31 protein-coding genes are annotated in these 24824 nt (G+C 41.4%); 17 read left to right on the top strand and 14 right to left on the bottom strand.

The genetic code is table 11. The features are described 5' to 3' along the window. The 4 genes from KO511_RS06840 to rpsU form a co-directional block, all read right to left on the bottom strand. Window positions 1-315, bottom strand: a 315-nt coding sequence (locus KO511_RS06840; protein ID WP_289847772.1) for an RNA polymerase sigma factor region1.1 domain-containing protein, incomplete at its 3' end; no start/stop codon positions are given. Window positions 316-412: 97 nt separating this feature from the next. Continuing rightward, window positions 413-2170 carry a DNA primase gene (dnaG, locus tag KO511_RS06835; protein WP_215986713.1) on the bottom strand — a complete coding sequence of 586 codons (1758 nt, stop codon included), beginning with the start codon at window positions 2168-2170 and terminating at the stop codon, window positions 413-415. A 93-nt stretch (window positions 2171-2263) separates the two neighbouring features. After that, window positions 2264-2707 (bottom strand): GatB/YqeY domain-containing protein, encoded by a 444-nt coding sequence (locus KO511_RS06830; protein ID WP_215986712.1) that lies wholly within the window; start codon window positions 2705-2707, stop codon window positions 2264-2266. Window positions 2708-2735: 28 nt separating this feature from the next. Next, a complete protein-coding gene (gene rpsU / locus KO511_RS06825; protein WP_001145625.1) occupies window positions 2736-2951 on the bottom strand; it encodes a 30S ribosomal protein S21 in 216 nt (71 codons plus the stop codon). Window positions 2952-3181: 230 nt separating this feature from the next. Between rpsU and tsaD the strand changes: the two genes are divergently transcribed. Next, the gene (gene tsaD / locus KO511_RS06820; RefSeq protein ID WP_215986711.1) at window positions 3182-4198 is read left to right on the top strand and encodes a tRNA (adenosine(37)-N6)-threonylcarbamoyltransferase complex transferase subunit TsaD; all 1017 of its coding nucleotides are present in this window, start codon (window positions 3182-3184) and stop codon (window positions 4196-4198) included. 25 nt (window positions 4199-4223) lie between these two features. On the opposite strand, the gene plsY is transcribed toward tsaD, so the two are convergent. Beyond that, on the bottom strand, window positions 4224-4820 hold the full coding sequence (gene plsY, locus KO511_RS06815; protein ID WP_215986710.1) for a glycerol-3-phosphate 1-O-acyltransferase PlsY: 597 nt from the start codon (window positions 4818-4820) through the stop codon (window positions 4224-4226). Between the two features lie 160 nt (window positions 4821-4980). Here plsY and folB point away from each other — a divergent pair, with 160 nt between their 5' ends. The 11 genes from folB to rpoS all read left to right on the top strand — a co-directional run bounded on the left by folB (window position 4981) and on the right by rpoS (window position 12630). Next, complete coding sequence (gene folB, locus KO511_RS06810) at window positions 4981-5334, top strand: dihydroneopterin aldolase (protein ID WP_215986709.1); 354 nt, start codon at window positions 4981-4983, stop codon at window positions 5332-5334. Then, a complete protein-coding gene (gene folK, locus KO511_RS06805; RefSeq protein WP_215986708.1) occupies window positions 5331-5828 on the top strand; it encodes a 2-amino-4-hydroxy-6-hydroxymethyldihydropteridine diphosphokinase in 498 nt (165 codons plus the stop codon). The genes folB and folK overlap by 4 nt, the downstream gene beginning before the upstream one ends. Before the next feature lie 7 nt (window positions 5829-5835). Next, window positions 5836-6639 carry an undecaprenyl-diphosphate phosphatase gene (locus KO511_RS06800; protein WP_215986707.1) on the top strand — a complete coding sequence of 268 codons (804 nt, stop codon included), beginning with the start codon at window positions 5836-5838 and terminating at the stop codon, window positions 6637-6639. Window positions 6640-6731: 92 nt separating this feature from the next. Further along, complete coding sequence (gene ftsB / locus KO511_RS06795; protein WP_215986706.1) at window positions 6732-7010, top strand: cell division protein FtsB; 279 nt, start codon at window positions 6732-6734, stop codon at window positions 7008-7010. A 2-nt stretch (window positions 7011-7012) separates the two neighbouring features. Beyond that, on the top strand, window positions 7013-7717 hold the full coding sequence (gene ispD, locus KO511_RS06790) for a 2-C-methyl-D-erythritol 4-phosphate cytidylyltransferase (RefSeq protein WP_215986705.1): 705 nt from the start codon (window positions 7013-7015) through the stop codon (window positions 7715-7717). Window positions 7718-7720: 3 nt separating this feature from the next. Next, the gene (gene ispF, locus KO511_RS06785) at window positions 7721-8197 is read left to right on the top strand and encodes a 2-C-methyl-D-erythritol 2,4-cyclodiphosphate synthase (RefSeq protein ID WP_215986704.1); all 477 of its coding nucleotides are present in this window, start codon (window positions 7721-7723) and stop codon (window positions 8195-8197) included. 32 nt (window positions 8198-8229) lie between these two features. Continuing rightward, window positions 8230-9276: a tRNA pseudouridine(13) synthase TruD gene (gene truD / locus KO511_RS06780; RefSeq protein WP_215986703.1), complete on the top strand. Its 1047-nt coding sequence runs from the start codon at window positions 8230-8232 to the stop codon at window positions 9274-9276. Beyond that, complete coding sequence (gene surE / locus KO511_RS06775) at window positions 9273-10037, top strand: 5'/3'-nucleotidase SurE (protein ID WP_215986702.1); 765 nt, start codon at window positions 9273-9275, stop codon at window positions 10035-10037. The genes truD and surE overlap by 4 nt, the downstream gene beginning before the upstream one ends. After that, window positions 10034-10660, top strand: a complete 627-nt coding sequence (locus KO511_RS06770) for a protein-L-isoaspartate(D-aspartate) O-methyltransferase (protein WP_215986701.1) — start codon at window positions 10034-10036, stop codon at window positions 10658-10660. Before surE ends, KO511_RS06770 begins: the two co-directional genes overlap by 4 nt. Before the next feature lie 2 nt (window positions 10661-10662). Then, entirely contained in the window at window positions 10663-11580 is a 918-nt protein-coding gene (locus KO511_RS06765) for a peptidoglycan DD-metalloendopeptidase family protein (protein ID WP_215986700.1), read from the top strand. 66 nt (window positions 11581-11646) lie between these two features. Continuing rightward, a complete protein-coding gene (gene rpoS / locus KO511_RS06760; RefSeq protein ID WP_215986699.1) occupies window positions 11647-12630 on the top strand; it encodes an RNA polymerase sigma factor RpoS in 984 nt (327 codons plus the stop codon). Between the two features lie 53 nt (window positions 12631-12683). Here the strand turns inward: rpoS and KO511_RS06755 are convergent, their stop codons facing one another. Together KO511_RS06755 and KO511_RS06750 are read right to left on the bottom strand one after the other, a co-directional pair. Then, window positions 12684-13952, bottom strand: a complete 1269-nt coding sequence (locus tag KO511_RS06755; protein ID WP_215986698.1) for an HlyC/CorC family transporter — start codon at window positions 13950-13952, stop codon at window positions 12684-12686. A gap of 122 nt (window positions 13953-14074) precedes the next feature. Continuing rightward, entirely contained in the window at window positions 14075-14869 is a 795-nt protein-coding gene (locus KO511_RS06750; protein ID WP_215986697.1) for a cytochrome C assembly family protein, read from the bottom strand. 210 nt (window positions 14870-15079) lie between these two features. Between KO511_RS06750 and ffh the strand changes: the two genes are divergently transcribed. From ffh to rplS, 5 genes are all read left to right on the top strand, one after another. Then, entirely contained in the window at window positions 15080-16450 is a 1371-nt protein-coding gene (gene ffh / locus KO511_RS06745) for a signal recognition particle protein (RefSeq protein ID WP_215986696.1), read from the top strand. Between the two features lie 227 nt (window positions 16451-16677). Next, entirely contained in the window at window positions 16678-16926 is a 249-nt protein-coding gene (gene rpsP / locus KO511_RS06740; protein ID WP_125319706.1) for a 30S ribosomal protein S16, read from the top strand. 21 nt (window positions 16927-16947) lie between these two features. Next, window positions 16948-17496 carry a ribosome maturation factor RimM gene (rimM, locus tag KO511_RS06735; RefSeq protein ID WP_215986695.1) on the top strand — a complete coding sequence of 183 codons (549 nt, stop codon included), beginning with the start codon at window positions 16948-16950 and terminating at the stop codon, window positions 17494-17496. A gap of 46 nt (window positions 17497-17542) precedes the next feature. After that, window positions 17543-18283 carry a tRNA (guanosine(37)-N1)-methyltransferase TrmD gene (trmD, locus tag KO511_RS06730; RefSeq protein ID WP_215986694.1) on the top strand — a complete coding sequence of 247 codons (741 nt, stop codon included), beginning with the start codon at window positions 17543-17545 and terminating at the stop codon, window positions 18281-18283. Between the two features lie 43 nt (window positions 18284-18326). Continuing rightward, on the top strand, window positions 18327-18680 hold the full coding sequence (gene rplS / locus KO511_RS06725; RefSeq protein WP_045977783.1) for a 50S ribosomal protein L19: 354 nt from the start codon (window positions 18327-18329) through the stop codon (window positions 18678-18680). Between the two features lie 87 nt (window positions 18681-18767). Here the strand turns inward: rplS and yacG are convergent, their stop codons facing one another. The 7 genes from yacG to KO511_RS06690 are packed head-to-tail and all read right to left on the bottom strand — an operon-like array spanning window position 18768 to window position 24618. Continuing rightward, on the bottom strand, window positions 18768-18962 hold the full coding sequence (gene yacG, locus KO511_RS06720; protein ID WP_125319703.1) for a DNA gyrase inhibitor YacG: 195 nt from the start codon (window positions 18960-18962) through the stop codon (window positions 18768-18770). A gap of 33 nt (window positions 18963-18995) precedes the next feature. After that, window positions 18996-19736, bottom strand: coding sequence for a cell division protein ZapD (gene zapD / locus KO511_RS06715; RefSeq protein WP_215986693.1), 741 nt, complete (start codon window positions 19734-19736; stop codon window positions 18996-18998). 27 nt (window positions 19737-19763) lie between these two features. Beyond that, a complete protein-coding gene (coaE, locus tag KO511_RS06710; RefSeq protein WP_215986692.1) occupies window positions 19764-20378 on the bottom strand; it encodes a dephospho-CoA kinase in 615 nt (204 codons plus the stop codon). Between the two features lies 1 nt (window position 20379). Next, the gene (locus KO511_RS06705; protein WP_215986691.1) at window positions 20380-21249 is read right to left on the bottom strand and encodes a prepilin peptidase; all 870 of its coding nucleotides are present in this window, start codon (window positions 21247-21249) and stop codon (window positions 20380-20382) included. Between the two features lie 49 nt (window positions 21250-21298). Continuing rightward, on the bottom strand, window positions 21299-22516 hold the full coding sequence (locus KO511_RS06700; protein ID WP_215986690.1) for a type II secretion system F family protein: 1218 nt from the start codon (window positions 22514-22516) through the stop codon (window positions 21299-21301). Window positions 22517-22528: 12 nt separating this feature from the next. Next, window positions 22529-24190, bottom strand: a complete 1662-nt coding sequence (locus tag KO511_RS06695) for an ATPase, T2SS/T4P/T4SS family (RefSeq protein ID WP_215986689.1) — start codon at window positions 24188-24190, stop codon at window positions 22529-22531. Then, window positions 24187-24618: a pilin gene (locus tag KO511_RS06690; protein ID WP_215986688.1), complete on the bottom strand. Its 432-nt coding sequence runs from the start codon at window positions 24616-24618 to the stop codon at window positions 24187-24189. The genes KO511_RS06695 and KO511_RS06690 overlap by 4 nt, the downstream gene beginning before the upstream one ends. Window positions 24619-24824: the final 206 nt, after the last annotated feature.

Below are 24824 nucleotides of genomic sequence, written 5' to 3'. Positions count from 1 at the left end.
ACGCATGTACATGCGTACTGGGTCTGTGGTACGGCCAATTTCATTTTCTACGCTAGATAATGCTGCTGCGGCTGCTTCGGCGGCATCTTCATCAGTAATCGTATCATCATCATTCAGGGCTAGATCATCGGCATCAGGGGCTGTCTCTACGACTCTAATGCCCATGTCGTTAATCATTTGGATGATATCTTCAACCTGCTCAGAGTCTACGATTTCTGCAGGCAGATGATCATTTACTTCTGCGTAGGTCAGATAGCCTTGTTCCTTGCCTTTAATGACAAGTTGTTTTAGCTGTGACTGCGGATTTTGATCCATAGACGGTATCCAACTTAGTATCTGGTGAAGGAATTAGTATGCGAGTGCAAACCACACATAGTAACACATTAATTTATTGCTGACTAATCGAATAGGGTTACGCTTTTAAATCTAGCATTAATGCTAGTAGCTCCCTTTTTTCTTCGGTTGATAAACCGACACTTCTTTCTTTTGCCTGCAAATCTTCAATTTGCTTTTCAACGCATTGGGCTAGTATTTTGTCCAATGAATCTAAAAATATATCTTGTTCATTATCTTCATCAAGCGGAATTTCCCATCCAGCTAAACGAGATAAAAGAGCTTCATGGCTCGTATTTCGCCAGTGTTCAATTAACTGGCCTGTGTTTATATTGGGGTGCAGATGACAGTATTCAAGCACCTCAATGAATAATCTTAATCCAGGAACCGATAGTTCTCTAACTGAGGTTAAATCCGGCACCATTTGAGCATAGTTCGGATTTTGAATAAGTAACGCTATCACCTCACGCATTGGTGTTCGCTTTATCTCCTTGTGGGGCTGAGCTGTATGTTCGCTGCGTTTTATTCGTGATGGGCGTTTTTGGTTATCAAACCCAGTTATTTCGTCTAGTCGTTTTTCTAATAACTCTTGAAAGTAGGGGTCGGGGATTTTGCTTATTAACGCGCTGGAATAGGCCCTAAGCGCGGACTTGCCTTCATTGCTGCCCAAGTTTATTTTGTGGATCTCAACTAAATTTTCAAAAAGATAATGAGAAAGTGGAATTGCATCATACATTTGATTTTCAAATGCATTTTGGCCATGCTTTCGAATATAACTATCTGGGTCTTCACCATCGGGAAGAAATAGAAATTTGAGTGTGTTGCCTGTTTTCAAATATTGTAACGCGTTCTCTAATGCACGCCACGCTGCTTCTTTACCAGCTCGATCGCCATCGTAGCAACATATTACAGTATTCGTTTGTCGAAACAGCAATTGAATATGATCACCTGTTGTAGAGGTGCCAAGAGAAGCGACAGAGTAGTCGATACCATATTGGGCAAGAGCTACAACATCCATATACCCTTCGACAACCAAAATTTGCGGTGGTTCTCGATATGCCTGCATGACTTCATAAAGCCCATATAGCTCTTTACCTTTATGGAAGATAGGTGTTTCTGGTGAATTTAGGTATTTTGGAGTACCGTCACCAATGACGCGGCCACCAAATCCAATCACTCTTCCTCGTCTGTCACGTATAGGGAACATGACTCGGCCGCGAAAACGGTCGTAGCGGCTACCCTTATCATTCTCTATCAGCATTCCACCGGAAACGAGCATCGCTTGAGTTTGTGGTGTTTGACCAAAGTTCTTTCGGATAAGATCCCATTCGTCAGCCACGTAACCCATGCCGAATTTCTTTACAATTTCTCCTGAAAGTCCTCGTTTTTTGAGGTAGTCGATAGCGGCTTTACTACTGGATAGTTTCAATTGTTCACGATAAAATTGTGAAATTCCTACCATTAAATCGTAAAGGTCACGTTTTTGTTCACTATTTTGTTTGGGTGCATTGGCGTTAGACTTGCTGCCTTGATTCTGTTCTCTGGGGACTTCTAAGCCAAGGTATGAGGCTAGCTCATCAATGGCTTCTGGGAATTCTAACCTTTCATACTCCATCATAAAATCGATAGCGTTGCCATGAGCGCCGCAACCGAAGCAATGATAAAACTGTTTTTCCTGACTAACACTAAATGAGGGTGTTTTTTCATTATGAAATGGGCAGCATGCGCCGTAGTTTTTGCCTTTTTTCTTAAGCTTTACACGAGCGTCAATGATGTCGACAATGTCCAGTCGAGCGAGTAAATCATCAATGAAATTTCTTGGAATGTGTCCTGCCATAAAACCCTAAACGCGAAAAAGAATAGTAGGCTAGATACAAACAAGCCGTGCTTTCCATAGGTTAGCACGGCTTGTTGTAATATGTGTTGGGGGTTAGCCTAGCTTAGTGCGTACTAAACCGCTTACTTTACCCATATCTGCGCGCCCTTGAATTTTAGGCTTAAGCACGCCCATCACCTTACCCATGTCTTGCATGCCCGCAGCACCTAAGTCGGCAATTGCACTTTCGATTAGTACAGAGACTTCTTCATCGCTTAGCGGTTGAGGCATAAAGTCCTCGAGTACAGTAATTTCAGCTTGCTCTACATCAGCAAGATCTTGTCGGCCTGCAGATTCAAATTGTGCGGCAGAGTCGCGACGTTGTTTAACCATTTTTGTTAAAACAGCGATAATATCGTCGTCGCCCAGAGTGATCTGTTCGTCAACTTCACGTTGTTTAATTGCAGAAAGAGCTAAACGAATAGCACCAAGGCGTAATTTGTCCTTGGCTTTCATCGCTAATTTTTGCTCATCTTTGAGAGTGTCAATTAGAGCCATAACTAAATTCCTTTTTTGGACTTAGTTATTAGTAAAGACGAACGCGACGAGCGTTTTCGCGAGCTAGCTTCTTAGCATGACGCTTTTGAGCTGCTGCTTTAGCGCGTTTACGAACTGTCGTTGGCTTCTCGTAGTGCTCACGGCGACGCACTTCAGAAAGAATACCTGCTTTTTCGCAAGAGCGTTTGAAACGACGTAATGCAACGTCGAACGGTTCGTTTTCACGTACTTTAACTACTGGCATATGCCTTTCACCTCAGGGGTTATTCATTAATGCTGATTTTAAAGTACCTAGCTTCAGCGCTGGGTCTATAATCAGCTTGATCAAAAATGGTGCGGAATTTTAATCCGATCGCATAGGCTTTGTAAAGCCCTTTGTCGTCTAACCAGTATACAAAATTTGTTTGCCACGCCAAGCCAAGGTAAGATTACGCTAATTTAAAAATCACAGAACTAAGGTATCTAGGTTAAACCATGCGTATTATTGGTATTGAAACCTCATGTGATGAAACAGGCATCGCGATTTATGATGATGAGAAAGGTCTTCTTTCTCATAAACTATATAGCCAAGTAAAACTCCATGCTGATTATGGTGGCGTCGTACCAGAGCTAGCCTCACGAGATCATGTAAAGAAGACGATTCCGTTGATAAAATCAGCAATGGCAGAAGTTGGTTTGATGCCTCAGGATATTGATGGCATAGCTTATACTGCTGGCCCCGGTTTAGTTGGTGCATTACTTGTCGGTGCTACTATAGGGAGGAGTCTTGCTTATGCATGGGGAGTCCCTGCAGTGCCAGTCCATCATATGGAAGGTCATTTGCTTGCTCCTATGCTGGAAGATAATCCCCCACCTTTTCCATTTGTAGCTGTATTGGTTTCTGGTGGTCACTCTATGATGGTAGAGGTGAGAGGGATCGGTAAATATAACATTCTCGGTGAGTCGATTGATGATGCTGCTGGTGAGGCATTTGATAAAACGGCCAAGTTAATGGGACTTGATTACCCTGGAGGCCCACTACTTTCGAAGCTGGCTGAAAAAGGCACTCCCGGTCGTTTTAAGTTTCCCCGTCCAATGACAGACCGCCCTGGTTTGGATATGAGTTTTTCTGGGTTGAAAACATTTACGGCCAATACTATTGCGGCTAACAATAGCGATGAACAAACGCGTGCAGATATTGCGCTGGCGTTCGAAGAGGCAGTTTGTGCGACTTTAACCATAAAGTGTAAACGAGCTCTGGAGCAAACTGGGCTGAAACGAATTGTGATTGCTGGTGGCGTGAGTGCCAACCGTCGATTACGTTCTGACTTAGAGCAGTTAGCAAATAAACTTGGTGGTGAGGTGTACTATCCGCGTACTGAATTTTGTACCGACAATGGTGCCATGATTGCTTATGCTGGCATGCAGCGGTTAAAAAATGGCGAGATGACAGATTTGGCTGTGCATGCGATTCCCCGTTGGCCGATTGACCAACTTGGCCCCATTTCCTAATGTGATTTGGAGGTATTCTATGCCGTTAGATAGACTTTTTTTCACTGATTTTTGGTTCAGTTCCGTCTAACAAACGTTTAATGTTTTTGTGGTGGCGAAAAATGATTAAACAAGCAAGCATAGCTACAGGTAGGGTGTAATGGGGTTTGATCATCCATGTATATAGTGGGGCAAGTAACACAGTGATAATTGCGGCTAGAGAAGAATAGCGAAATAACGCAATGACTAAGAGCCAAGTTAGAATGAGCATTGATGATAGACTTAGTCCAATTGGAGCAATAGCTCCTAAGGCAGTGGCTACTCCTTTTCCGCCTTGAAAATGAAAGAATACGGGATACATATGTCCTAGACATGCAGCAATGGCTATTACACCAAGGGTAATAGGATCAAAATTTAAGAAATAGCTGCCCCAGACTGGGACAGTTCCTTTTAGCATGTCGCACAAAAGTACAGCCAAAGCGGCTTTTTTTCCTCCGAATCTTAATACATTGGTGGCTCCCGGGTTTTGGGATCCAACACCACGTGGGTCAGGGAGTCTGAGCAATCGACAGATTAGAACCGCGCTCGATATCGAACCCAATAGATAAGCGAAGATGATCATGACAAGTGCGATAGTGGTCATAGTGCCGTTACTCATTATAAAGAGGTGTTAGCTGAGCAAGTAATTGATATCATATAGTGCTTGTAATCCCCAGACTACCAAGATAATGGTATTTGGAACAAAAATAGTACGACTTTTTATTTGATTTGGGTATCCGACCTCTTTAATAGGAATCAAACGCATGGATAAAGTATTTATCGAGCAGTTAGAATTGATCACAACAATCGGCGTCTATGATTGGGAACAGAGTATTAAGCAAAAGCTGATTTTTGATATTGAAATGGCTCACAATAATCAGGTTGCAGGTAAAAGCGATAATGTGGTGGATGCTCTTGATTATGCCAAAGTAAGTTCGGCGGTGTGTTCTCATATAGAACCTGGTCGCTTTTTACTTGTAGAGCGTGTCGCAGAAGAAGTTGCTGATATTATTGTTAATAAATTTAATGTGCCTTGGGTGAAGGTTCGTGTAACTAAACCTGGGGCTGTAGCGCAGGCTTCAGGTGTGGGAGTCGTTATTGAGCGAGGCCAGCGATGACAAAAGTATATATTGGTGTTGGTTCTAATATAGACCGACACAAGCATATCGAAGCGGCTATCCGTGAGTTGAATGACATTGGCCAAAATATACGCTTGTCAACGATTTATGAATGTGAAGCTGTTGGGTTTGATGGAGACGCTTTTTATAATCTCGTTGTTGAAATGACAACCTCATTGAGTTTACTAGATTTTTCGCAGCAACTACGTAATATTGAGCTAAAATGGGGCCGTGAAAACTACTCAGCAAAGCTTCAATCACGTACTATTGATTTAGATATTATTTTGTTTGGCCAGCTTATTTCGAGGCAAAGACCAGAATTACCACGTAGTGATATCTATAAATACGGGTTTGTTATTGAACCACTACATGAATTGTGCTCGGAACTTAATGTACCTAATGATGGTCGGACTATAAATCAAATATGGTCAGAACTCTCCTACCCAGAAACCTTAGTGAAAATAGACCTTTGGTTTGATTATTACTCTAGTTGAGAATCTAATGAGTTTTTTTGAAGCTTTTATGCTTGCCTTAATACAAGGCTTTACTGAATTTTTACCAATTTCTAGTTCGGCCCACTTAATTTTACCTTCCGCAATACTGGGATGGGAAGATCAAGGGTTGGCATTCGATGTTGCTGTACATGTGGGAACTCTTGCAGCAGTGATTATTTACTTTCGTAGTGAAGTCAAAACATTATTATCTGCTTTTTTGGCCTCTGTTTTCAGAGGTGAGAGTAGTAAGGAAGCTAAACTTGCATGGATGATTGTGATAGCGACAATTCCCGCGTGCTTCTTCGGCTTATTGATGAAAGATGTTATTGAACTTTATTTACGCAGTGCTTGGGTAATTGCCTCAACAACAATCATTTTTGGTTTACTACTTTGGTATGTTGATAAGTATGCGAGTCAAACTAAAGATGAGTATCAGGTTGATCGCAAGAAGGCTGTATTCATAGGTCTAGCTCAAGCAATAGCGATAATACCAGGTACATCTAGATCTGGGATAACTATGACTGCTGCACTTTATTTAGGGTTTACTCGTGAAGCGGCAGCTCGATTCTCTTTCTTGATGTCGATACCGATTATTTTGCTTGCTGGTGGATACTTAGGCTTGAAGCTTGTGAGTAGTGAGGCACCCGTTGATTTAAGGATGTTACTGACAGGTATTATGACTTCTTTTTTTAGTGCTTATCTGTGTATCCATATCTTCCTTAAGTTAATTTCTCGAATGGGAATGACGCCATTTGTGATCTATCGATTAATTCTAGGTTTAGGGCTATTTGTTTTTTTGTTGGCTCGGTGAGTACGTACGGTTACTTATAGCATTATGTCGCGTGACAGGCGGCGTTATGCTATACATGACTTTCCCCATCATTGTCATTGTTAGAATTATTTATGCGAATTTTTGCCCTTACTTTATTACTTTTACTAGCTTGGTTGCAGTATACATTATGGCTGGGCAAAAACGGTATTTCTGAGTTTAAATCTGTACAAGCAGAAATCGAGGTTCAGCACCAAGTTAATGGCAACTTACAAAATAGAAATAGCGAAATGTTTGCTGAAATAGATGATCTACGCCAAGGATTAGATGCAATAGAAGAGCGTGCTCGCCATGAGTTGGGCATGGTCAAAGATGGTGAAACATTTTATCGAGTCGTTGAAGAGAACCACTGATTATGATTCAAGCAACTGCTTCCATTTTTGCGATTGTTCCAGCTGCGGGCTTGGGTCGTCGAATGAAAACCGAACGTCCTAAACAATACCTTTTAATTCATAATAAAAGCGTACTTGAGCATACCGTAAATAAGTTATTGCAACACCCGAAAATTGCCAAAGTGATCGTGGTGCTTAATGATAAAGATCCTTATTACCCTCACTTGTCAATTGCTGATAATAAACGTGTTATACCTGTTCTAGGGGGAACGGAACGTTCGGAATCGGTATTGTCTGGTCTTACTTACGTTCGTGATAATGAGAAAGCTGAATGGGTTATGGTTCATGATGCAGCAAGGCCTTGTGTTAACGATCGCGACATAGATAAGTTGATCGAGGTGTCATTAAAGCATCAAGTCGGAGGTGTTCTTGCTTCACCTGTTAGAGATACGATGAAAAGGGCAAACTCGGTTGGTAATATTGAATCTACGGTTGATAGAGAAAGCTTATGGCATGCACTGACTCCGCAAATGTTTCGAACAGAACATTTAAACGCAGCTTTGAACAAAGCGCTTTCTGAGGGCGTTAATGTAACGGATGAAGCTTCAGCGATGGAATGGGTTGGATTATCACCTGCCCTCGTGCAAGGTTCAGCAGAAAACATAAAAATTACTCAGCCTGAAGATTTAGCTCTTGCTGAATTTTATCTCAACCGAAACAAAGGGTAACTCATGATTCGTATTGGCCATGGTTTTGATGTTCATAAATTTGGTGGCAATGGACCGATTATTATTGGGGGTGTGTCCGTACCATATGAATATGGGTTGGTTGCTCATTCTGATGGTGATGTAGCTTTACATGCCTTGTGTGATGCTTTACTAGGTGCGATAGCAGCAGGCGATATAGGTCGGCATTTCCCTGACACTGATGATAAATGGAAAGGGGCCGATAGTAGGAGTTTACTGCGTGATATCTATCAAAAGGTTAAGGAAAGGGGCTATGTGTTGGGTAATGCAGATGTCACTATTATTGCTCAGACACCTAAATTGTCAGGTTACATTGATGGTATGCGAGAAGTGATTGCCCAAGATCTTGAAACCGATATTAGCAATGTGAATGTAAAAGCTACCACAACAGAGCAACTAGGTTTTACCGGACGTAAAGAAGGCATTGCGACTGAAGCCGTCGTTTTACTTTTAAAGCAATAGCAAATGATCTCTCTTTTACTAGTGGTAATTTTATGATTGATATTTTATCTTCTCTTGCTTATCTGAATGGCAACCCTAAATCGACAGGAAAATTAAAAGTTGAACCTATGCATTTTCAGGTAAAAGAAAATTTGGGGTTTGATTTTTCCGGTGAGGGTGAACACCTAATGGTTCGTATTCGAAAAACTGGGGAAAATACGAGTTTTGTCGCCAATGAGTTGGCAAAGGCATGTGACGTTAAATCAAAAGATGTCAGCTGGGCAGGTTTAAAAGATCGCCATGCTGTCACTGAACAATGGCTAAGTGTTCATTTACCAAAAGGTGGTACGCCAGATTTGAGTTTCTTTCTTGCTCAGCATGCCAGTATAGAAGTTATTGAAACTAGACGTCATAACAAGAAGCTTCGACCTGGTGACTTGGTTGGAAATCATTTTAATATAACACTGGCAGAAGTCAGTGATGTTGAAGATGTCATTCAGCGTTTACATTCTATTAACCAGCATGGTGTGCCTAATTATTTTGGTAGTCAGCGTTTTGGTAATCAGGGAAATAATCTTGATGAAGCTAGACGTTGGGGAAGGGAAAATGTACGCACTCGTAACCAGAGTAAACGAAGTTTATATTTGTCTGCGGCGAGATCATGGATCTTTAACGCTATAGTATCAAGTCGTATCAATCAAGGCTTGTTTGCTCAGGTAATTGAAGGTGATTGTATTCAAACTCATGAAGGTATGGTTTTAGCTGAGCGACAGCTACTGGTTGCCTTAAATGAAAGTGTAGTAAACGGTGATGTGGCAATTACAGCTGCTATGGCTGGTGATAATGCTTTACCAACGCGCTCGGAAGCTCTTATGATTGAGCAGCCCCAGTTAGATGCTGAGCCTGATTTAATGGCTCTAATACGAGGTAATCGTATGCGACATGAACGACGCAATATAGTGCTTAAACCACAAAACTTAACTTGGAGTATTGAGAAAGATTCAGTTAAGTTAGACTTTTCTCTAGAAGCTGGTTGTTTTGCAACATCGTTAATTCGGGAGTTGATTCAAGAGCAGGAAGTGGAGCGCCGCTACCAATGACAGATAAAGTCTTAAAAATATTGATCAGTAATGATGATGGAGTACACGCTGAAGGTATACATGCTCTGGCCCGAGAATTAAGTGATTTGGCTGAAGTTACTATAGTGGCTCCTGATAGAAACCGCTCGGGGGCTTCTAACTCTCTGACATTAGAACAGCCATTGCGAGTAAAGGTATTATCTGAACGTATTTATTCCGTTCAGGGAACACCAACAGATTGTGTCCATTTTGCTTTAAATGAATTAATGAAAGAAGCTCTGCCTGACTTAGTTTTGACGGGTATTAACCACGGTGCCAACCTTGGTGATGACGTATTGTATTCAGGTACAGTTGCAGCAGCGATGGAAGGACATTTCTTGGGAGTGCAGTCAATAGCGTTTTCTTTGGCAGGGAAGGTTAATTTTTCTTCAGCTGCTCAAGTTGCAAAACAAATCGTCGTGCAGCATTTGAAAGCTCCGATCCCGACCAATAAGCTTATCAATGTGAATATTCCAGATATACCAATTGATAACTTAAAGGGGTTTTGTGCGACTCGCTTGGGGGCTCGTCATCATGCTGAATCTATGATTAAACAACAGGACCCACGTGGATGTGACATTTATTGGTTGGGGCCCCCGGGAAAAGAGCAAGATGCTGGAGAGGGAACTGATTTTTATGCCATTGAACAGGGTTTTGTTTCTGTTACTCCAATTCAGGTTGATCTCACCGCGCATGAATCTTTACCAACCATGGAGCATTGGTTACAGGAAAAATATCGATGACAAACCCTCATGCCGATAGATTGATTGATTTTCTGGTTGCTAGTGGCATTCAAGATAAAAGAGTGATTGATGCAATATATTCGATCCCACGTGAGCAATTTGTTTCTCAAGCGATGGAGCATCAGGCATATGATAACAATGCTCTGCCTATTGGGCAGGGACAAAGCATTTCTCAGCCTTATATTGTTGCAAAAATGACTGAGTTACTGGAACTATCACCAGAAAGTAAAGTTTTAGAAGTCGGAACGGGCTCAGGTTACCAGACTGCCGTTTTGGCTCAATTAGTTGAACATGTCTATTCGGTAGAGCGTATCAAGTTATTACAGTGGGAAGCTAAGCGCCGACTCAAGTATTTAGATATATACAATGTATCAACAAAGCATGGCGATGGTTGGAAGGGGTGGGTCATTAAAGGCCCATTTAACGCTATTATTGTAACAGCCGCAGCCGTATCTGTTCCGCCAGTGTTATTAGAGCAGTTAGCAGAAGGTGGCGTTTTAGTTATTCCTGTCGGTGAAGATGAGCAGCAGTTGTTTAAAATTACCCGCTGTGGAAGTGATTATGTATCTCAAGTAGTGGAAGACGTGAGGTTTGTACCTTTGATAGCAGGTGAACTTGCTTAACTATGATCCGTAAGCCTAACCCTATTATTTTTTTTGTTTCAGTTGTTAGCGCAATGCTTTTTGGGTGTTCTGCTCACTTCCCAGCACCAGTTTCAGGCTTAAATAAGGACTATAGCTCTATTGCTCGTGGTAGTTATAGAGGAAGTTATTACCAAGTTGACGAAGGGGATACGCTTTACTTTATTGCATATGTCACAGATAGAGATGTAAATGACATTATTCGTTACAATGATTTAAGAAAGCCATATACCATCTTTCCTGGTCAAAAACTTAAACTTTGGCAGCCAGCTTATAAGCCTCCCGCGTACGGTGGGGCGGGCGTTTCAGCAGTATCAGCACCTATCGTTACCGCGTCAACTTCGTTATCTAGTTCTAAGCCAAGTAAAAGCTCTAATCAAATAGTTAGCAGTAAAAAGGTACAAAATAAGCCAACAGTCTCCTCAAAAGCTGCTGTGAATGAGGTTGATCAATACAATTCAAAGGAGTATGTTGGAGCTAAAAGTAAAATAAATGTTAACAAACCCGTCAGTTATGCGAATCCAAATAGTGAGAAAGTTTCTAGATGGTTATGGCCAGCCAAAGGGAGGGTAATTACAAATTTCTCAGCTGGAGACCAAGGGAATAAGGGCATTGACATTGCAGGGCAGCGAGGTCAGCCAATTTCGTCGACAGCTAATGGAACCGTTGTATATTCGGGTAATGCGCTACGAGGTTATGGAAATCTTGTGATCATCAAACACAATGATAACTACCTTAGTGCTTATGCGCATAATGAACGGTTGCTCGTACACGAAGGGCAAAGTGTAAAAGCAGGGCAGAAAATCGCAACGATGGGCAGTTCTGGAGCAAACAGTGTTCGTCTACACTTTGAAATTCGTTATCAAGGTAAGTCAGTGAATCCTAAACGCTACTTACCCTAATACTTTATAGGTATATAGCGACATTAGAAGTAGTAATGTCTTGCTAGCTCGCCAGGGGGAGGCACTATGAGTATCAGCAATGCAGCAACGAAAGTCGAAGAACTAGAGCTTGAAGCAGAAATGGAATCTACTCAAGTTAATGAAGAGACAACTACAAATAGCACCCAAGCGGAGGAGACTAAAGAAGAGTTTGAGGTATCCACCAAAAGCTTGGACGCGACACAGCTTTATTTAGGAGAAATTGGTTTTTCACCACTACTTACTGCAGAAGAAGAAGTGCTATATGCACGGCGAGCTCTTAGAGGAGATGAAGCTGCACGTAAGCGAATGATTGAAAGTAATCTACGCTTGGTGGTTAAAATTTCACGTCGTTATAGTAATCGAGGTCTAGCATTACTGGATCTCATCGAAGAAGGTAATCTTGGTTTAATCCGTGCTGTTGAAAAATTTGATCCTGAAAGAGGCTTTAGGTTTTCAACTTACGCGACTTGGTGGATAAGGCAAACCATCGAGCGTGCTCTTATGAATCAAACTCGTACTATTCGATTACCCATTCATGTTGTAAAAGAGCTTAATATCTATCTCCGTACTGCTAGGGAGCTGTCTCAAAAGCTTGATCATGAACCGACGGCTGAAGAGATTGCTTTACAGCTTGATAAGCCAGTTGATGATGTTAGCAAGATGCTGCGTCTAAATGAGCGTATCAGCTCGGTGGATACCCCGATCGGTGGGGATGGTGAGAAAGCCCTTCTTGATATTATCCCTGATGTTAACAACTCAGACCCCGAAGTTTCCACTCAGGATGATGATATTAAATCTTCATTAATTGACTGGCTTGATGAACTGAATCCCAAGCAGAAGGAAGTTCTTGCTCGTCGTTTTGGATTGCTAGGCTATGAACCTTCAACATTAGAGGAAGTTGGGCGCGAAATTAACCTAACTAGAGAGCGAGTACGCCAGATACAGGTTGAAGGACTACGTCGTCTGCGGGAGATTCTTATTAAGCAAGGGCTGAATATGGAAAGTTTATTCAGTATTAATGAAGAATAATTGGACTCGCATCGAAAAAAGCCTTGGTAATACCAAGGCTTTTTTGTAGTGGATTACTTGTCTTTACTAGGGAACACTTTAACCAATTTGATTCTATTTTCTTCTAAATCAACAATTTCCATTGGATGGCCAGAGACTTGAACGCTAATGTGACTTTCTGGAATATCTTCTAAATGTTCAAGTATCAATCCATTTAAAGTTCGTGGGCCATCGGTAGGTAACTTCCACATCAGTCCTTTGTTGATATCTCGGATGTTGGCACTACCTTCAATAAGGAAGCTACCATCCCCCTGTGGGGTTATTTCATCAGATAGGCTGGGAGTGATTGAGGTGGTAAATTCTCCGACAATTTCCTCTAAAATATCTTCAAGGGTAATTAGGCCGATTATATCCCCGTACTCATTAACAATAAGGCCAATACGCTCTTTGTTACGTTGAAACTTAAGTAATTGAATATTGAGTGGTGTTCCTTCCGGGATGAAATACACTTCATCCGCTGCACGTAGCAGTGTTTCTTTATTAAATTCATTTTTTTCTAGCATGAGGCGATAAGATTCCCGCAGCCTCAGCATACCAACGACTTCATCAATTTGGTCTCGGTACAACACTACGCGGCCATGTGGTGAGTGAGTTAGCTGCCTTACAATAGATTTCCAGTCATCATTGATATCGATTCCGGTTACTTCATTTCTGGGAATCATAATATCGTTCACCGTCACATGCTCTAGATCGAGTATTGAAATTAGCATATCCTGGTGTCGTCTAGGAATAAGGCTTCCAGCTTCATTGACCACTGTACGTAATTCTTCAGAGCTTAAGTGATCATCACCGCCATGATTTGCTCGAATTCCCAACAGGCGAATAAAACCATTAGTGATAAAGTTAACCAGCACAACTAGTGGGGATAATAGTTTCATTAAGACAGCTAACAGAATGCTGCTTGCATAAGAAACTCGTTCTGGGTACAGAGCTGCAAGAGTTTTAGGTGTGACTTCTGCAAAGACAAGAATGACCATGGTCAGTGCGCCCGTTGCGATAGCTACACCAATATCTCCATACAAACGCATCCCCAATATAGTTGCAATAGCAGAAGCTAGAATATTAACTAGGTTGTTGCCTATTAGGATTAAGCCAATAAGACGATCAGGACGATCTAGTAATTTTTCTACACGTTTTGCGCCTTTGTGACCATTGTTGGCTAAATGTTTGAGTCGATACCTATTCAAGGTCATCATGCCAGTTTCTGAACCCGAAAAATATCCTGAAACAATAATAAGACACGCGAGTAGGGTAAATAAAACACCCGTTGATATGTCGTCCAAAACTGGTTTTTTCCTTTTGAAGTTTGATTAATTTATGACCCAAGCTAAGCGCGAAGTCAATCTCAGGTTGCAGGTAAAGTATTGTAAAAGAAAGGTGCAGTCTGTGCACCTTTAAATATCAATTAGTTAAGTATGATTTCTCGAACAAATCGACTGCCGAAATACGCTAAAGTTAATAGGGTTGCGCCAGCGACAGCAAACCAAGTGACTTTGCGACCTCGCCACCCTCTGCGATAATGACCCCAGAGCAATATCGAGTATACGACCCAAGCGATAAAAGAGAGGATACCTTTATGTGCCTTGCCTTGAGCAAACATATCGTCAACAAAAATAAATCCTGTTAGTAGGGTTCCTGTGAGTAATAGATTACCCGTGAGAATAATCTTAAATAGCTGCCTTTCGACCATAAGTAGTGGCGGTAAGTTAGAGTTGATACTCAACGCTTTTTTTGATTTGAGTTTATGATCCAGCCAAGCTAATTGAAGTGCATACAATGCGCCAATGGTTAAAGTTGAGTACGAAAATAGTGCCAAAGAAATATGAATGAGTAATTTAGGGTCTTGTTCTAAATGGGTGATAAAAGTACTGGGTAAGAATGCTGCTGCAGATAGGTTAATTGCTGAAAAACAGTACACGACCGGAAGTAGAAACCACAAACGCGTTTTCAGCATTGCGAAACTTAAGACCAAAGAAATAATGAAACTTATCAATGAGGCGACATTGAGAATGCTGAGGTTTTGTCCAGAGCCTTCAATGATTAGGTCACCTAACAGCCAACCGTGAAAGGCCAGAGCTAAGAATGCACTGACTGTGACGGTTTTGGTGCGAATGCCGACCTGATGTACTAGGCCAGGAACTATGGTTGCAATTGCTAAAACATAGAGTATTGCAGCAGCAACGGCGATTATGTTGTCCATGCTTCCCTGTGGTCTGGTTAATTTTTGACAACAAATTATACCTTGCATCAAAAGCTTGGGCTATGACTTATATAGTCGATTTGCGTGTTGTGATAGATCAAAAGTTATTACAGCAGTGCAAAGGAGTGCCTGGCTAAGGTATACTGACAGTAATTTTGTCGCCAATTTATAGGCGGTGGCATTTAGAGTCGCTCAGATAAAGAGACTAAGATGTTTGATAATTTAACGGATAGGTTATCCAAAACCCTGAAGAATATCAGTGGTAAAGGTCGTTTGACCGAAGACAATATTAAAGACACATTGCGTGAAGTGCGGATGGCTTTACTGGAAGCAGATGTTGCTCTTCCGGTTGTGCGTGATTTTGTGAAGCGTGTAAAAGAAGGCGCGGTTGGTGTTGAGGTTTCAAAGTCTTTAACTCCAGGTCAAGAGTTCATTAAGATTGTTCAGTCTGAGCTTGAAGCTGTAATGGGAGAATCAAATGAGTCTCTAAATCTTGCCGCTCAGCCGCCAGCAGTTATTTTGATGGCTGGTCTTCAAGGGGCGGGTAAAACTACCTCTGTCGGTAAGCTTTCTAAGCTTTTATCCGAAAGAGATAAGAAAAAAGTACTGGTCGTTTCTGCTGACGTATATCGTCCAGCTGCGATCAAGCAATTGGAAACGCTAGCTTCAGATGTTGGTGTTGATTTTTTCCCTTCCACAGCTGACCAAAAGCCACTTGATATCGCAAATGCTGCTATAGAGCACGCTAAGAAAAAGTTTTATGATGTTTTACTTGTTGATACAGCTGGTCGCTTAGCTGTTGATGAGCTCATGATGGCTGAGATTCAGGCACTTCACACAGCCATAAGTCCAGTTGAGACTCTTTTTGTCGTCGATGCTATGACAGGACAGGATGCGGCAAATACTGCAAAGGCGTTTGGTGATGCATTACCATTGACAGGCGTTATTCTGACTAAAGTCGACGGTGATGCTCGTGGTGGTGCAGCCTTGTCAGTACTGCAGGTGACAGGCAAGCCTATAAAGTTTTTAGGCGTTGGTGAGAAAACCGATGCTTTAGAGCCATTTCACCCAGAGCGGATCGCTTCACGAATTCTTGGTATGGGAGATATGCTCTCCCTTATCGAAGATTTGCAGCGTAACGTTGATACTGAAAAAGCTGAAAAGTTAGCTAAGAAATTTAAAGAGAAAAAAGGTTTCGATCTTGAAGATTTCCGCGAACAGCTTGGTCAGATGCAGAATATGGGGGGCATGATGGGTATGTTAGATAAGTTACCCGGAATGTCACAGCTGCCCAATGACGTCAAAGATAAAGTGGATGACAAAATGTTTAAGCAGATGGAAGCCATTATTAACTCGATGACGATGAAAGAACGCCAACGCCCTGAGCTCATCAAAGGTTCGCGCAAAAAACGTATTGCGGCTGGCTCAGGTACTCAGGTCCAAGATGTAAACCGCTTACTTAAACAATTCACCCAAATGCAAAAAATGATGAAGAAAATGCAAAAGGGCGGTATGAAAGGCATGATGCGTAATATGCAAGGTATGATGGGAGGCGGTGGTATTAACCCATTTGGCCGTTAGTCTTTTACTAATTTAAAATTCAAGTAGTTAGCTAGATCACAAAAGAACGCTCTTTTACCATAAGATAAAGTTACCAGTTTTACTGGTGAGAAAATAGCTAAATACCTTGCATTACTACGGAATAAGAGTAAAATTCCGGAGCTTTATTTTGGCACGAGACCCCAAGCTGTTTTTATATAAGCAGCCCCTGGGGTTAATTTTATTTTTGAGAAAGCAAAGAGGACGACATGGTAACCATTCGTTTGGCACGTCACGGCGCGAAGAAGCGTCCATTCTATCAAATCGTAGTAGCGGACAGCCGTAATGCTGCAACTGGCCGTTTTATCGAAAAAGTGGGTTTCTTTAACCCAACGGCTAAAGGTCAAGAAGAAGGTCTACGTTTAGACCTAGAGCGTGTTAACCACTGGGTTGGTCAAGGCGCATCTCTATCTGACCGCGTAGCTAAGCTAGTTAAAGATGCTCAAAAAGCAGCTTAATTTTAAAGAAGTAATTAGCTTATGTCGATGAAAGGTAAAGAAACAATGAGCAGTGATAAGATTGTAGTAGGTAAGTTTGGAGCTTCTTACGGCATTCGTGGCTGGCTTAAGGTTTTTTCCTACACAGACAATGCCGAAAGCATATTTGATTACTCACCATGGTATATAAACCAAAAAGGTGAGTGGGTTGAGCATAAGGTAGAAACTTGGAAGCGCCATAATAAAAGTTTGGTGGTGAAAGTGGATGGTCTCAATGTACGTGAAGACGCACAGTTATTGACTAACTTTGAAATTGCGATAGATCCTGCTGTATTACCAGAGTTGCCAGAAGATGAGTTCTACTGGCGTGATCTTATTGGAATGCAAGTAGTGACCAACAACGGTTACGACTTAGGTATTGTCTCTGACATGCTCGAAACAGGTTCCAATGATGTTTTGGTAGTGAAAGCAAATCTGAAAGATGCTTTTGGGCAAAAGGAACGACTAATTCCGTTCCTTGAAGAGCAAGTGATCAAATTAATTGATCGCCAAGCTCAACGGATCGAAGTTGACTGGGATCCTGGATTCTAACTCCAAGTAACGGAGCGATTGAACCAAGTTTATATTGGTGAGAAACATGTGGGTTGGCATAATTAGCCTTTTTCCTGAAATGTTCCGCAGCGTTACTGATTATGGGGTAACAGGTCAAGCGGTAAAAAAAGGTCTCTTGTCAGTTGAGACATGGAATCCTCGTGATTTCACCTATGACAAGCATCGTACTGTCGATGATAGACCTTACGGTGGTGGCCCTGGCATGTTGATGATGGTTCAGCCTTTGCGCGATGCTATTCAAACTGCTAAGAAAGCCTCACCGGGAACGACGAAAGTGATTTACTTATCTCCTCAAGGTCGAAAACTCGATCAAAAAGGGGTGGAAGAGCTGGCAAAAAATGAGAATTTACTTCTGATTTGTGGCCGCTATGAAGGAGTAGATGAGCGTATCATCCAATCAGAAGTTGACCAAGAATGGTCTATCGGAGATTTTGTGATGACGGGGGGGGAAATACCAGCCATGACGCTAATTGATTCGGTCTCTCGGTTTATTCCGGGGGTATTAGGGGATTTTACGTCGGCAGAAGAAGATTCTTTTGCTAATGGTTTGTTAGATTGCCCTCATTATACGCGACCTGAAGTGTTAGATGGTAATCCAGTACCACAAGTACTGACATCTGGTAACCATAAAGGTATTCGTCGTTGGCGACAAAAACAGTCGCTGGGCCGTACTTGGCTGAGAAGACCAGAGCTCTTGGAAAACCTAGCTCTGACTGACGAACAGGAACAATTACTGGCTGAGTTCATTAAAGAACACAAAGCTTAGTAACCTATTAAATTTAGTATCAGTTTATTCTAGGAATAGTAAAATGAGTAACATCATCAAGGCTCTTGAAGAAGAGCAAATGAAAAAAGACCTACCTAACTTTGCACCTGGTGACACAGTTGTAGTTCAAGTTAAGGTAAAAGAAGGTGATCGTGAGCGTTTACAGGCTTTTGAAGGCGTTGTAATCGGTATCCGTAACCGTGGTCTACATTCTGCATTCACTGTACGTAAGATTTCTAACGGTGAAGGTGTAGAGCGTACGTTCCAAACTCACTCTCCAATGGTTGATAGCATTGAAGTTAAACGCCGTGGTGCAGTACGTCGTGCCAAGTTGTACTACCTACGTGAGCGTTCTGGTAAGTCTGCTCGTATTAAAGAGAAACTTGCTAAGAAGTAATGCTTTAACTAGCGTTCTCATAGTATTAGCGGAGACCAATTGGTCTCCGCTTTTTTATAAATCGTAGTGAAATTTATCGAGCGTCAATTAGTATGGTTCTTCTGACCAACTATCTGTATCGGACATATCCGGTGCTCCTGGAATCGAATTTTCTTCGTCAGCCCAGCCTCCAAAGTCTATCATTTGACACTGCTTACTACAGAATGGGCGATGAGGACTGCTCTCACCCCATCTAACATCAGTGCCGCATTTTGGGCAAGCAACGGTAAAAACTCTGGACATGATGACCCTCTTTGCAAAAGTATTTATCTAAGATTAGCTACAGACGGCTAGTTTGAAGTCAATATTATCACAGGAAGCTTGACTAGAAGCAAAAAAGATAAATTTGATAGCAAAGCGATTTTTGTGACCTGAAATCATTGGGTATACACCGTAACCCATTGGAATTTCCAAGCGAAGTATGTTGGCATCTTCAGCGTCACTTTGATAAAAACCAGAACGAGCTTCTTGTTGTTGGAAGTGCCCAGTTTCTCTTGTAAGACGTAACCAGAGTTTAAGTGCATCTGTTAGAGGCTGAAGATTTTCGATCCATTGATTGCTGTCTGTAGTTTTTTGTTTGATGGGCAGATGTAGCCAGTGATGAAGGGCAGGTAAGTCGAAACAGCATGAGCCTCCAGGTAAGTTGAATCTTTGCCTGATAGTACTGAGGAAACGATCTTCTTTTAGACTTTGACCGAAGCGTTCAGCAGCCATAAGTTTGCTATGCACATCATCGACCTCGGTTAGGATATTGTTGAGCATTTTCTGATCAACACCCTCTACATGCAGCCATGAACGATATGATAGGCGTTGTTTTTCTATATCTTTTGCTAACTCACTTTTGAGTTGTATTTGTTCAAAAATTTCAAGCAAGTCAAATAGAGAGCGGAAAAATAACAGATGCTGCATGTCATCACTAAATTGGGATGATATATTCAATTGATTGAGTAGTGCTTCAACGCGCAAATATATGCGCGTTTTCTCATTCAATGGATGTTCAAAATAGTGCGTCGTCATTCCATGCAGCCTTTGATTATTCTTCCTCTATTCTGACCGATTTACCCTACATATTTCTAGGTACTTTTGATGTAATTCTGTGATTTGAGGCAAAAGTTCCTTGTTTGTTGCAGCATTTTTTATCACATCATCAGCAATTGCTAGTCTTTGTGAACGACTTGCTTGAGCCGCCATGACTGATTTCGCTTGTTCAAGCCCTACCTTGTCTCTTTCCATTGTTCTGTGTAACTGTGTTTGTTCATCTACATCGACTACCAAGACTCTATTGGTCAAGCTTTGTAGATTATTCTCCACCATCAATGGGATCACCAGTAATGCATATTGTGAAGAAATGTTTGCAATATCTAATTGCATCTTTTCTCTAATCATAGGGTGAAGTAACTCATTGAGCCATTTCTTATTCTCTTCACAAGTAAAGACTATATTTCTTAGTTTAGCTCGATTTAATGTTCCGTCACTCAATAAGATGTTAGGCCCAAAATGAGATCTTATAGTTTCCAGCCCGACAGAGCCTTTTTCTACTACTTGTCTGGCTACTATATCGGCATCAATAATCTCAATACCAAAGTGAGAATTGAACAGGTCTGCAACGGTAGTTTTTCCACTGGCAATACCACCTGTGAGGCCTACAACAAAAGGCATATCAGACTCCAATAACTTGAGTAAAGTACCAGCTTAAAATCTGCTCTCCCCAGAGTGCGCTTATCCATCCTGCAATAGCCAAGTATGGTCCAAAAGGAAATGCTTTATCAATTCCTTGTTTTTTCGAGCGTAGTTGAATAATCCCCAAGACTAATCCAACTAAAGAAGAAAGTAAGACGATAATGGGTAAATATTGCCAACCAAGCCAAGCCCCCAAAGCTGATAATAACTTAAAATCGCCATAGCCCATTCCTTCTTTGCCAGTCAAAAGTTTGAATCCCCAGTAGACAGTCCACAAACATAGGTAACCACCAATGGCACCTATGACAGAATCTTGCAAAGAAACTGGGCTTACCCCGATTAGAGAAATATATATACCTGACCATACAAGCGGAAGAGTTAGTTGGTCCGGTAACAACATAGTGTCTAAATCGATGAAAGTTGCAGCGATTAGGACAAAAGTAAAGCATAGCAATGCAACAGCAAAGTAGCTGAACTCAAACTGGTATGCGACGGTAAAGCTTGCTAGTGCCGATAGCAGTTCGACAAGTGGGTATTGTACGCTGATTTTGGCTTGGCAATGATTACATTTACCTCTTAACATCAGCCAGCTAATGAGAGGAATATTATCAATGTTTCTAATTTTAGTTTTGCAACTTGGGCAGTGAGAACGTGGGCTACTAAGGCTATAGCTTTCTTCTGGAGGTGATATTTGATACTCAGGGAAACATTCCGCGCATTCTTTACGCCATTCTTGCTCCATAATCTTAGGCAATCGATGAATGACGACGTTGAGGAAGCTTCCGATGATCAGACCAAATATGGTCGCAAGGGTTGGAAATAACCACGGATAATAAAAAAAGAGATTCATATATAATTCAGCCGATTTAGGATGTAGGCAGTGGTTTAAGAGGATTATATTAGCTCATTACACTCACTAAGTTAAAGATAGGTAGGTACATAGCGATCACTAAACTGGCGACAACTGATCCGAGTATTACTATCATAATAGGTTCAAATGCTTGGCTCATGTGCTCTATAGTCTTTTCAATTTCAGTCTCATATTCATCGGCAACACGGTTGAGCATATCAGCAAGTCGTCCAGACTCTTCACCGAGCATGACCATTTGCAGCATAAATTCAGGGAAGATACCACTATGGCGCATAGCAAAGTTAAGGGCTAAGCCAGAGTTAACTTCTTGAGTTAATTTATGAACCTTCTGTTGGTAGTAAGTGTTTTTGAATATTCTCGCTGAAGTATGTAAACAAGGTGTGATGGAAACTCCAGACTCAAAACAGGTTGCTAGCGTTCGGCTAAACAAAGTAAAACCAGCTTGGCTGTATAGTTTACCAAATAAAGGGATTTTTAGCTTTAAACGATCCAGACTATGTCTAAAGCGATTTGAATGACAGTATCCAAATTGAATGGTGAAGGTTATAAAAATAGCGACAGCTCCAGTGTAAATACCATAATCTAGGGTTAATCTCGATAGTTTAATTACCTGTTGAGTAAACCAAGGTAATGGTGAATTATAGCTAGTAAACATGCGCTCAAGTTCGGGTATAACTTGTGTAAGCATTAGAATAGTAACCAGTATAGTGGTTGCTAAAACCAAACTGGGGTATATGGCAGCTCCTATCACTTTTGAGCGAAGATATTCAGCTTTTTCTCTATAATTGGCAGCTCGTTCAAGAGCTTCAGCAAGTCGTCCAGTGTTTTCACCTGCATTAACAATGGCTAGAAATATGGAGTCAAAGGCTTCTGAGGACTGCTGTAGAGCCTGAGTCACGGATAACCCTGCTTCGAGCTTCTGACGAAGTAGCCAGATGAGTGATTTAACCCCCGCTCTCTGGGAGTTATTTGCGATAAGTTTGAGCGATGTTGCAATCGGTAATCCTGAAGCTGTCATGCTTGCCCACTGACGTGTAAGGCGGGTGATTTCTTTTGCATTAGCTCGCTCTCGAATTTGCTTGTAGACTGTGAGCGGTCGTTTCTTGACTAATCTTACTTGAATATTTCGTTCGTTGAGTTGCTCCATGATTTGTGCTTGACATGCAGCCAGCGTTTTTCCGTTTATTTTTCTTCCACTTGAATCTATTCCATACCACAGGTAAGTATTTAATTTATGATTTGACATCTTTTATTTTTTTCATCGTACCAGCACTCGTTGCAGCTCTGCGTGACTGGTGACACCTTCACAAACTTTTTCTATTCCTAACTGGTTAAGTGTTTTCATACCTTGTTTTTGAGCAAGTTTATCGAGCTGTGGTTGAGTATCTTGTTTGAGTATCGATTGGGTTAACTCAGGGGTAATACTTAACATTTCATAGATACCTATTCTCCCAAGGTATCCTTGATTACAAGCATTGCATCCACTTGCTGATGCTTGATAATAAATGGCCCCTTTTACTTGAGGTGGGTGTGTAGGCATTGTGTCTGGGCATTTACAGAGAGGGCATAGTCGGCGTACTAATCTTTGAGCAATGACAAGGTTGAGTGAAGCTGCGATGTTATAAGATTCAATACCTATATTCTTTAAGCGTACAAGAGCTTCAGTGCTTGAGTTAGTGTGTAGAGTTGCCAAGACAAGGTGACCAGTTTGAGCAGCCTTTGTAGCAATGTCTGCGGTTTCTTTATCACGTATTTCACCCACCATAATTACATCAGGGTCTTGACGGAGAAAGGCTCGCAGTGCTTGAGCAAATCCAAATCCAATTTGAGGCTGAATCTGAACTTGGTTAATACCAGATAAGCTGATTTCCACAGGGTCTTCTGCTGTCGAAATATTGATACTCTCTTTATTTAGTATGGTTAGACCACTGTACAAAGAGAGCGTTTTACCACTACCCGTTGGGCCTGTAATAAGTATCAGGCCTTGAGGCTTGTGGAGTGCTTGGGTAAACATTTGACGTTGGAATGAGTCGTATCCCAGAAAGGAAAGATCAAGGTTTGTTACTTGATTGTTTTGTAGTCTTAATACTATCTTCTCGCCCCACATGGTGGGTAAAGTTGAAATGCGGATGTGAATAATATTCGACTCTGCTAAGTTGAAAGTGATACGGCCGTCTTGAGGTTGTCGGCGCTCAGAGATATCGAGCTGCGCTAAGATTTTGAGCCTAGAGACTACCCTTTGATAAACCTTTTGAGGGGGTTTTTGTGTTTCTATCAATAACCCGTCGCAGCGAAATCGGATTCTAAACCAGTCATCGTAGGGTTCAAAGTGAATATCTGAAGCTTTTTTGTGTACGGCTTCCAATATTATTTGATTTATAAAACGGCTAATAAGAGAATTATCTTGCCCAATATCTTCTTGAGATCTGGCGTTATCGACTAAATGTTCTAGCTCTTTATTGCTTATATGTTTGGCGTTGTATTGTTGATTAGCACTATCTGAACCATATAGTGAGTGTATGGTATGCATTAATTGACTGACTTCGACGAGCACGCGTTTGACATTTAAGCCCGTCATAAAGTTAAATTCTTGTTCTGCAATTGAGTTTGAGGGGTCAGCAACCGCAATCAGCAACTGATAGGGTGTAATTTCCAACGGTAAAGCCAAATGTTGGTGGATTAAATGGTTAACCCCTAATCGCTCACAACATGACTGGTAGTCAAAACTGTCCAGTGAGACAATGGGTAGATTAAATAATTTACTTAGAGTTTCGGTGAGTGTTATAGGCGTAACAATATCAAGTTGAGTTAGAGCAGAGCAAGCGTCAATTTGTTCGGCTTTCATTATCGTAAGAGTTGCTTCAACTTGCTGAGCGTTAATAATATTGGCGTTGTACAGTAATTGAGGAAGTTGGCTCATTTGGCATGTCTCGGACACCAGCTTTGATTATCGACACCAGAGCAATTAACTTCCCAAACAAGACCAGTTGTCGATATTGGGCTGGTTAAAGAGATGACTGAATCAGAGGGTAGTGAGCCTTTTGAACTTATGGTTACGGCTTTGATGATATTATCTTCATCAGTTGATAGGGCCTCAATAGAATAGCTGTTGAAGTCTTGTTTTTCTGGAACTCCATTTTGGCCGGAAGTGCAATGTATTGATGAGCCTGTTGTCGATATACAAATGCCAACGGCTATCTTCAAAGCTGACATTGTACTTAATATCTCACTTGCGTGTGCACGTTTTGTGTAGTTTTGGTAGGTTGGAATAGCAAATGATGACAAGATACCAACGATAGCGACAACTATCATTAGCTCTATAAGTGTAAAGCCTAGTGGTTGTTTCATTGCTGGTGGCACCGCTAATCGTTTGCTGAAATGAGTCAACGATGATTATATGGAGACAAAGCAATACTCGCTTTGACAATGATAAGATAAGTGAGAATGGTTAGTGGAATTAATTAATTACGCACATTACTTTTGCATAATGATTCAAGACGTAACTACTTTTATGTCCCTTATTTGAGACTTGAGAGAGAGCTTCTGTCCCTCTC

Origin of the sequence: Vibrio hepatarius (assembly GCF_018860525.1) — a bacterium.
GTDB lineage: Bacteria > Pseudomonadota > Gammaproteobacteria > Enterobacterales > Vibrionaceae > Vibrio > Vibrio hepatarius_B.
Note: the sequence above shows the minus strand (reverse complement) of the source record. Positions and strands in the feature narration are given on the sequence as shown.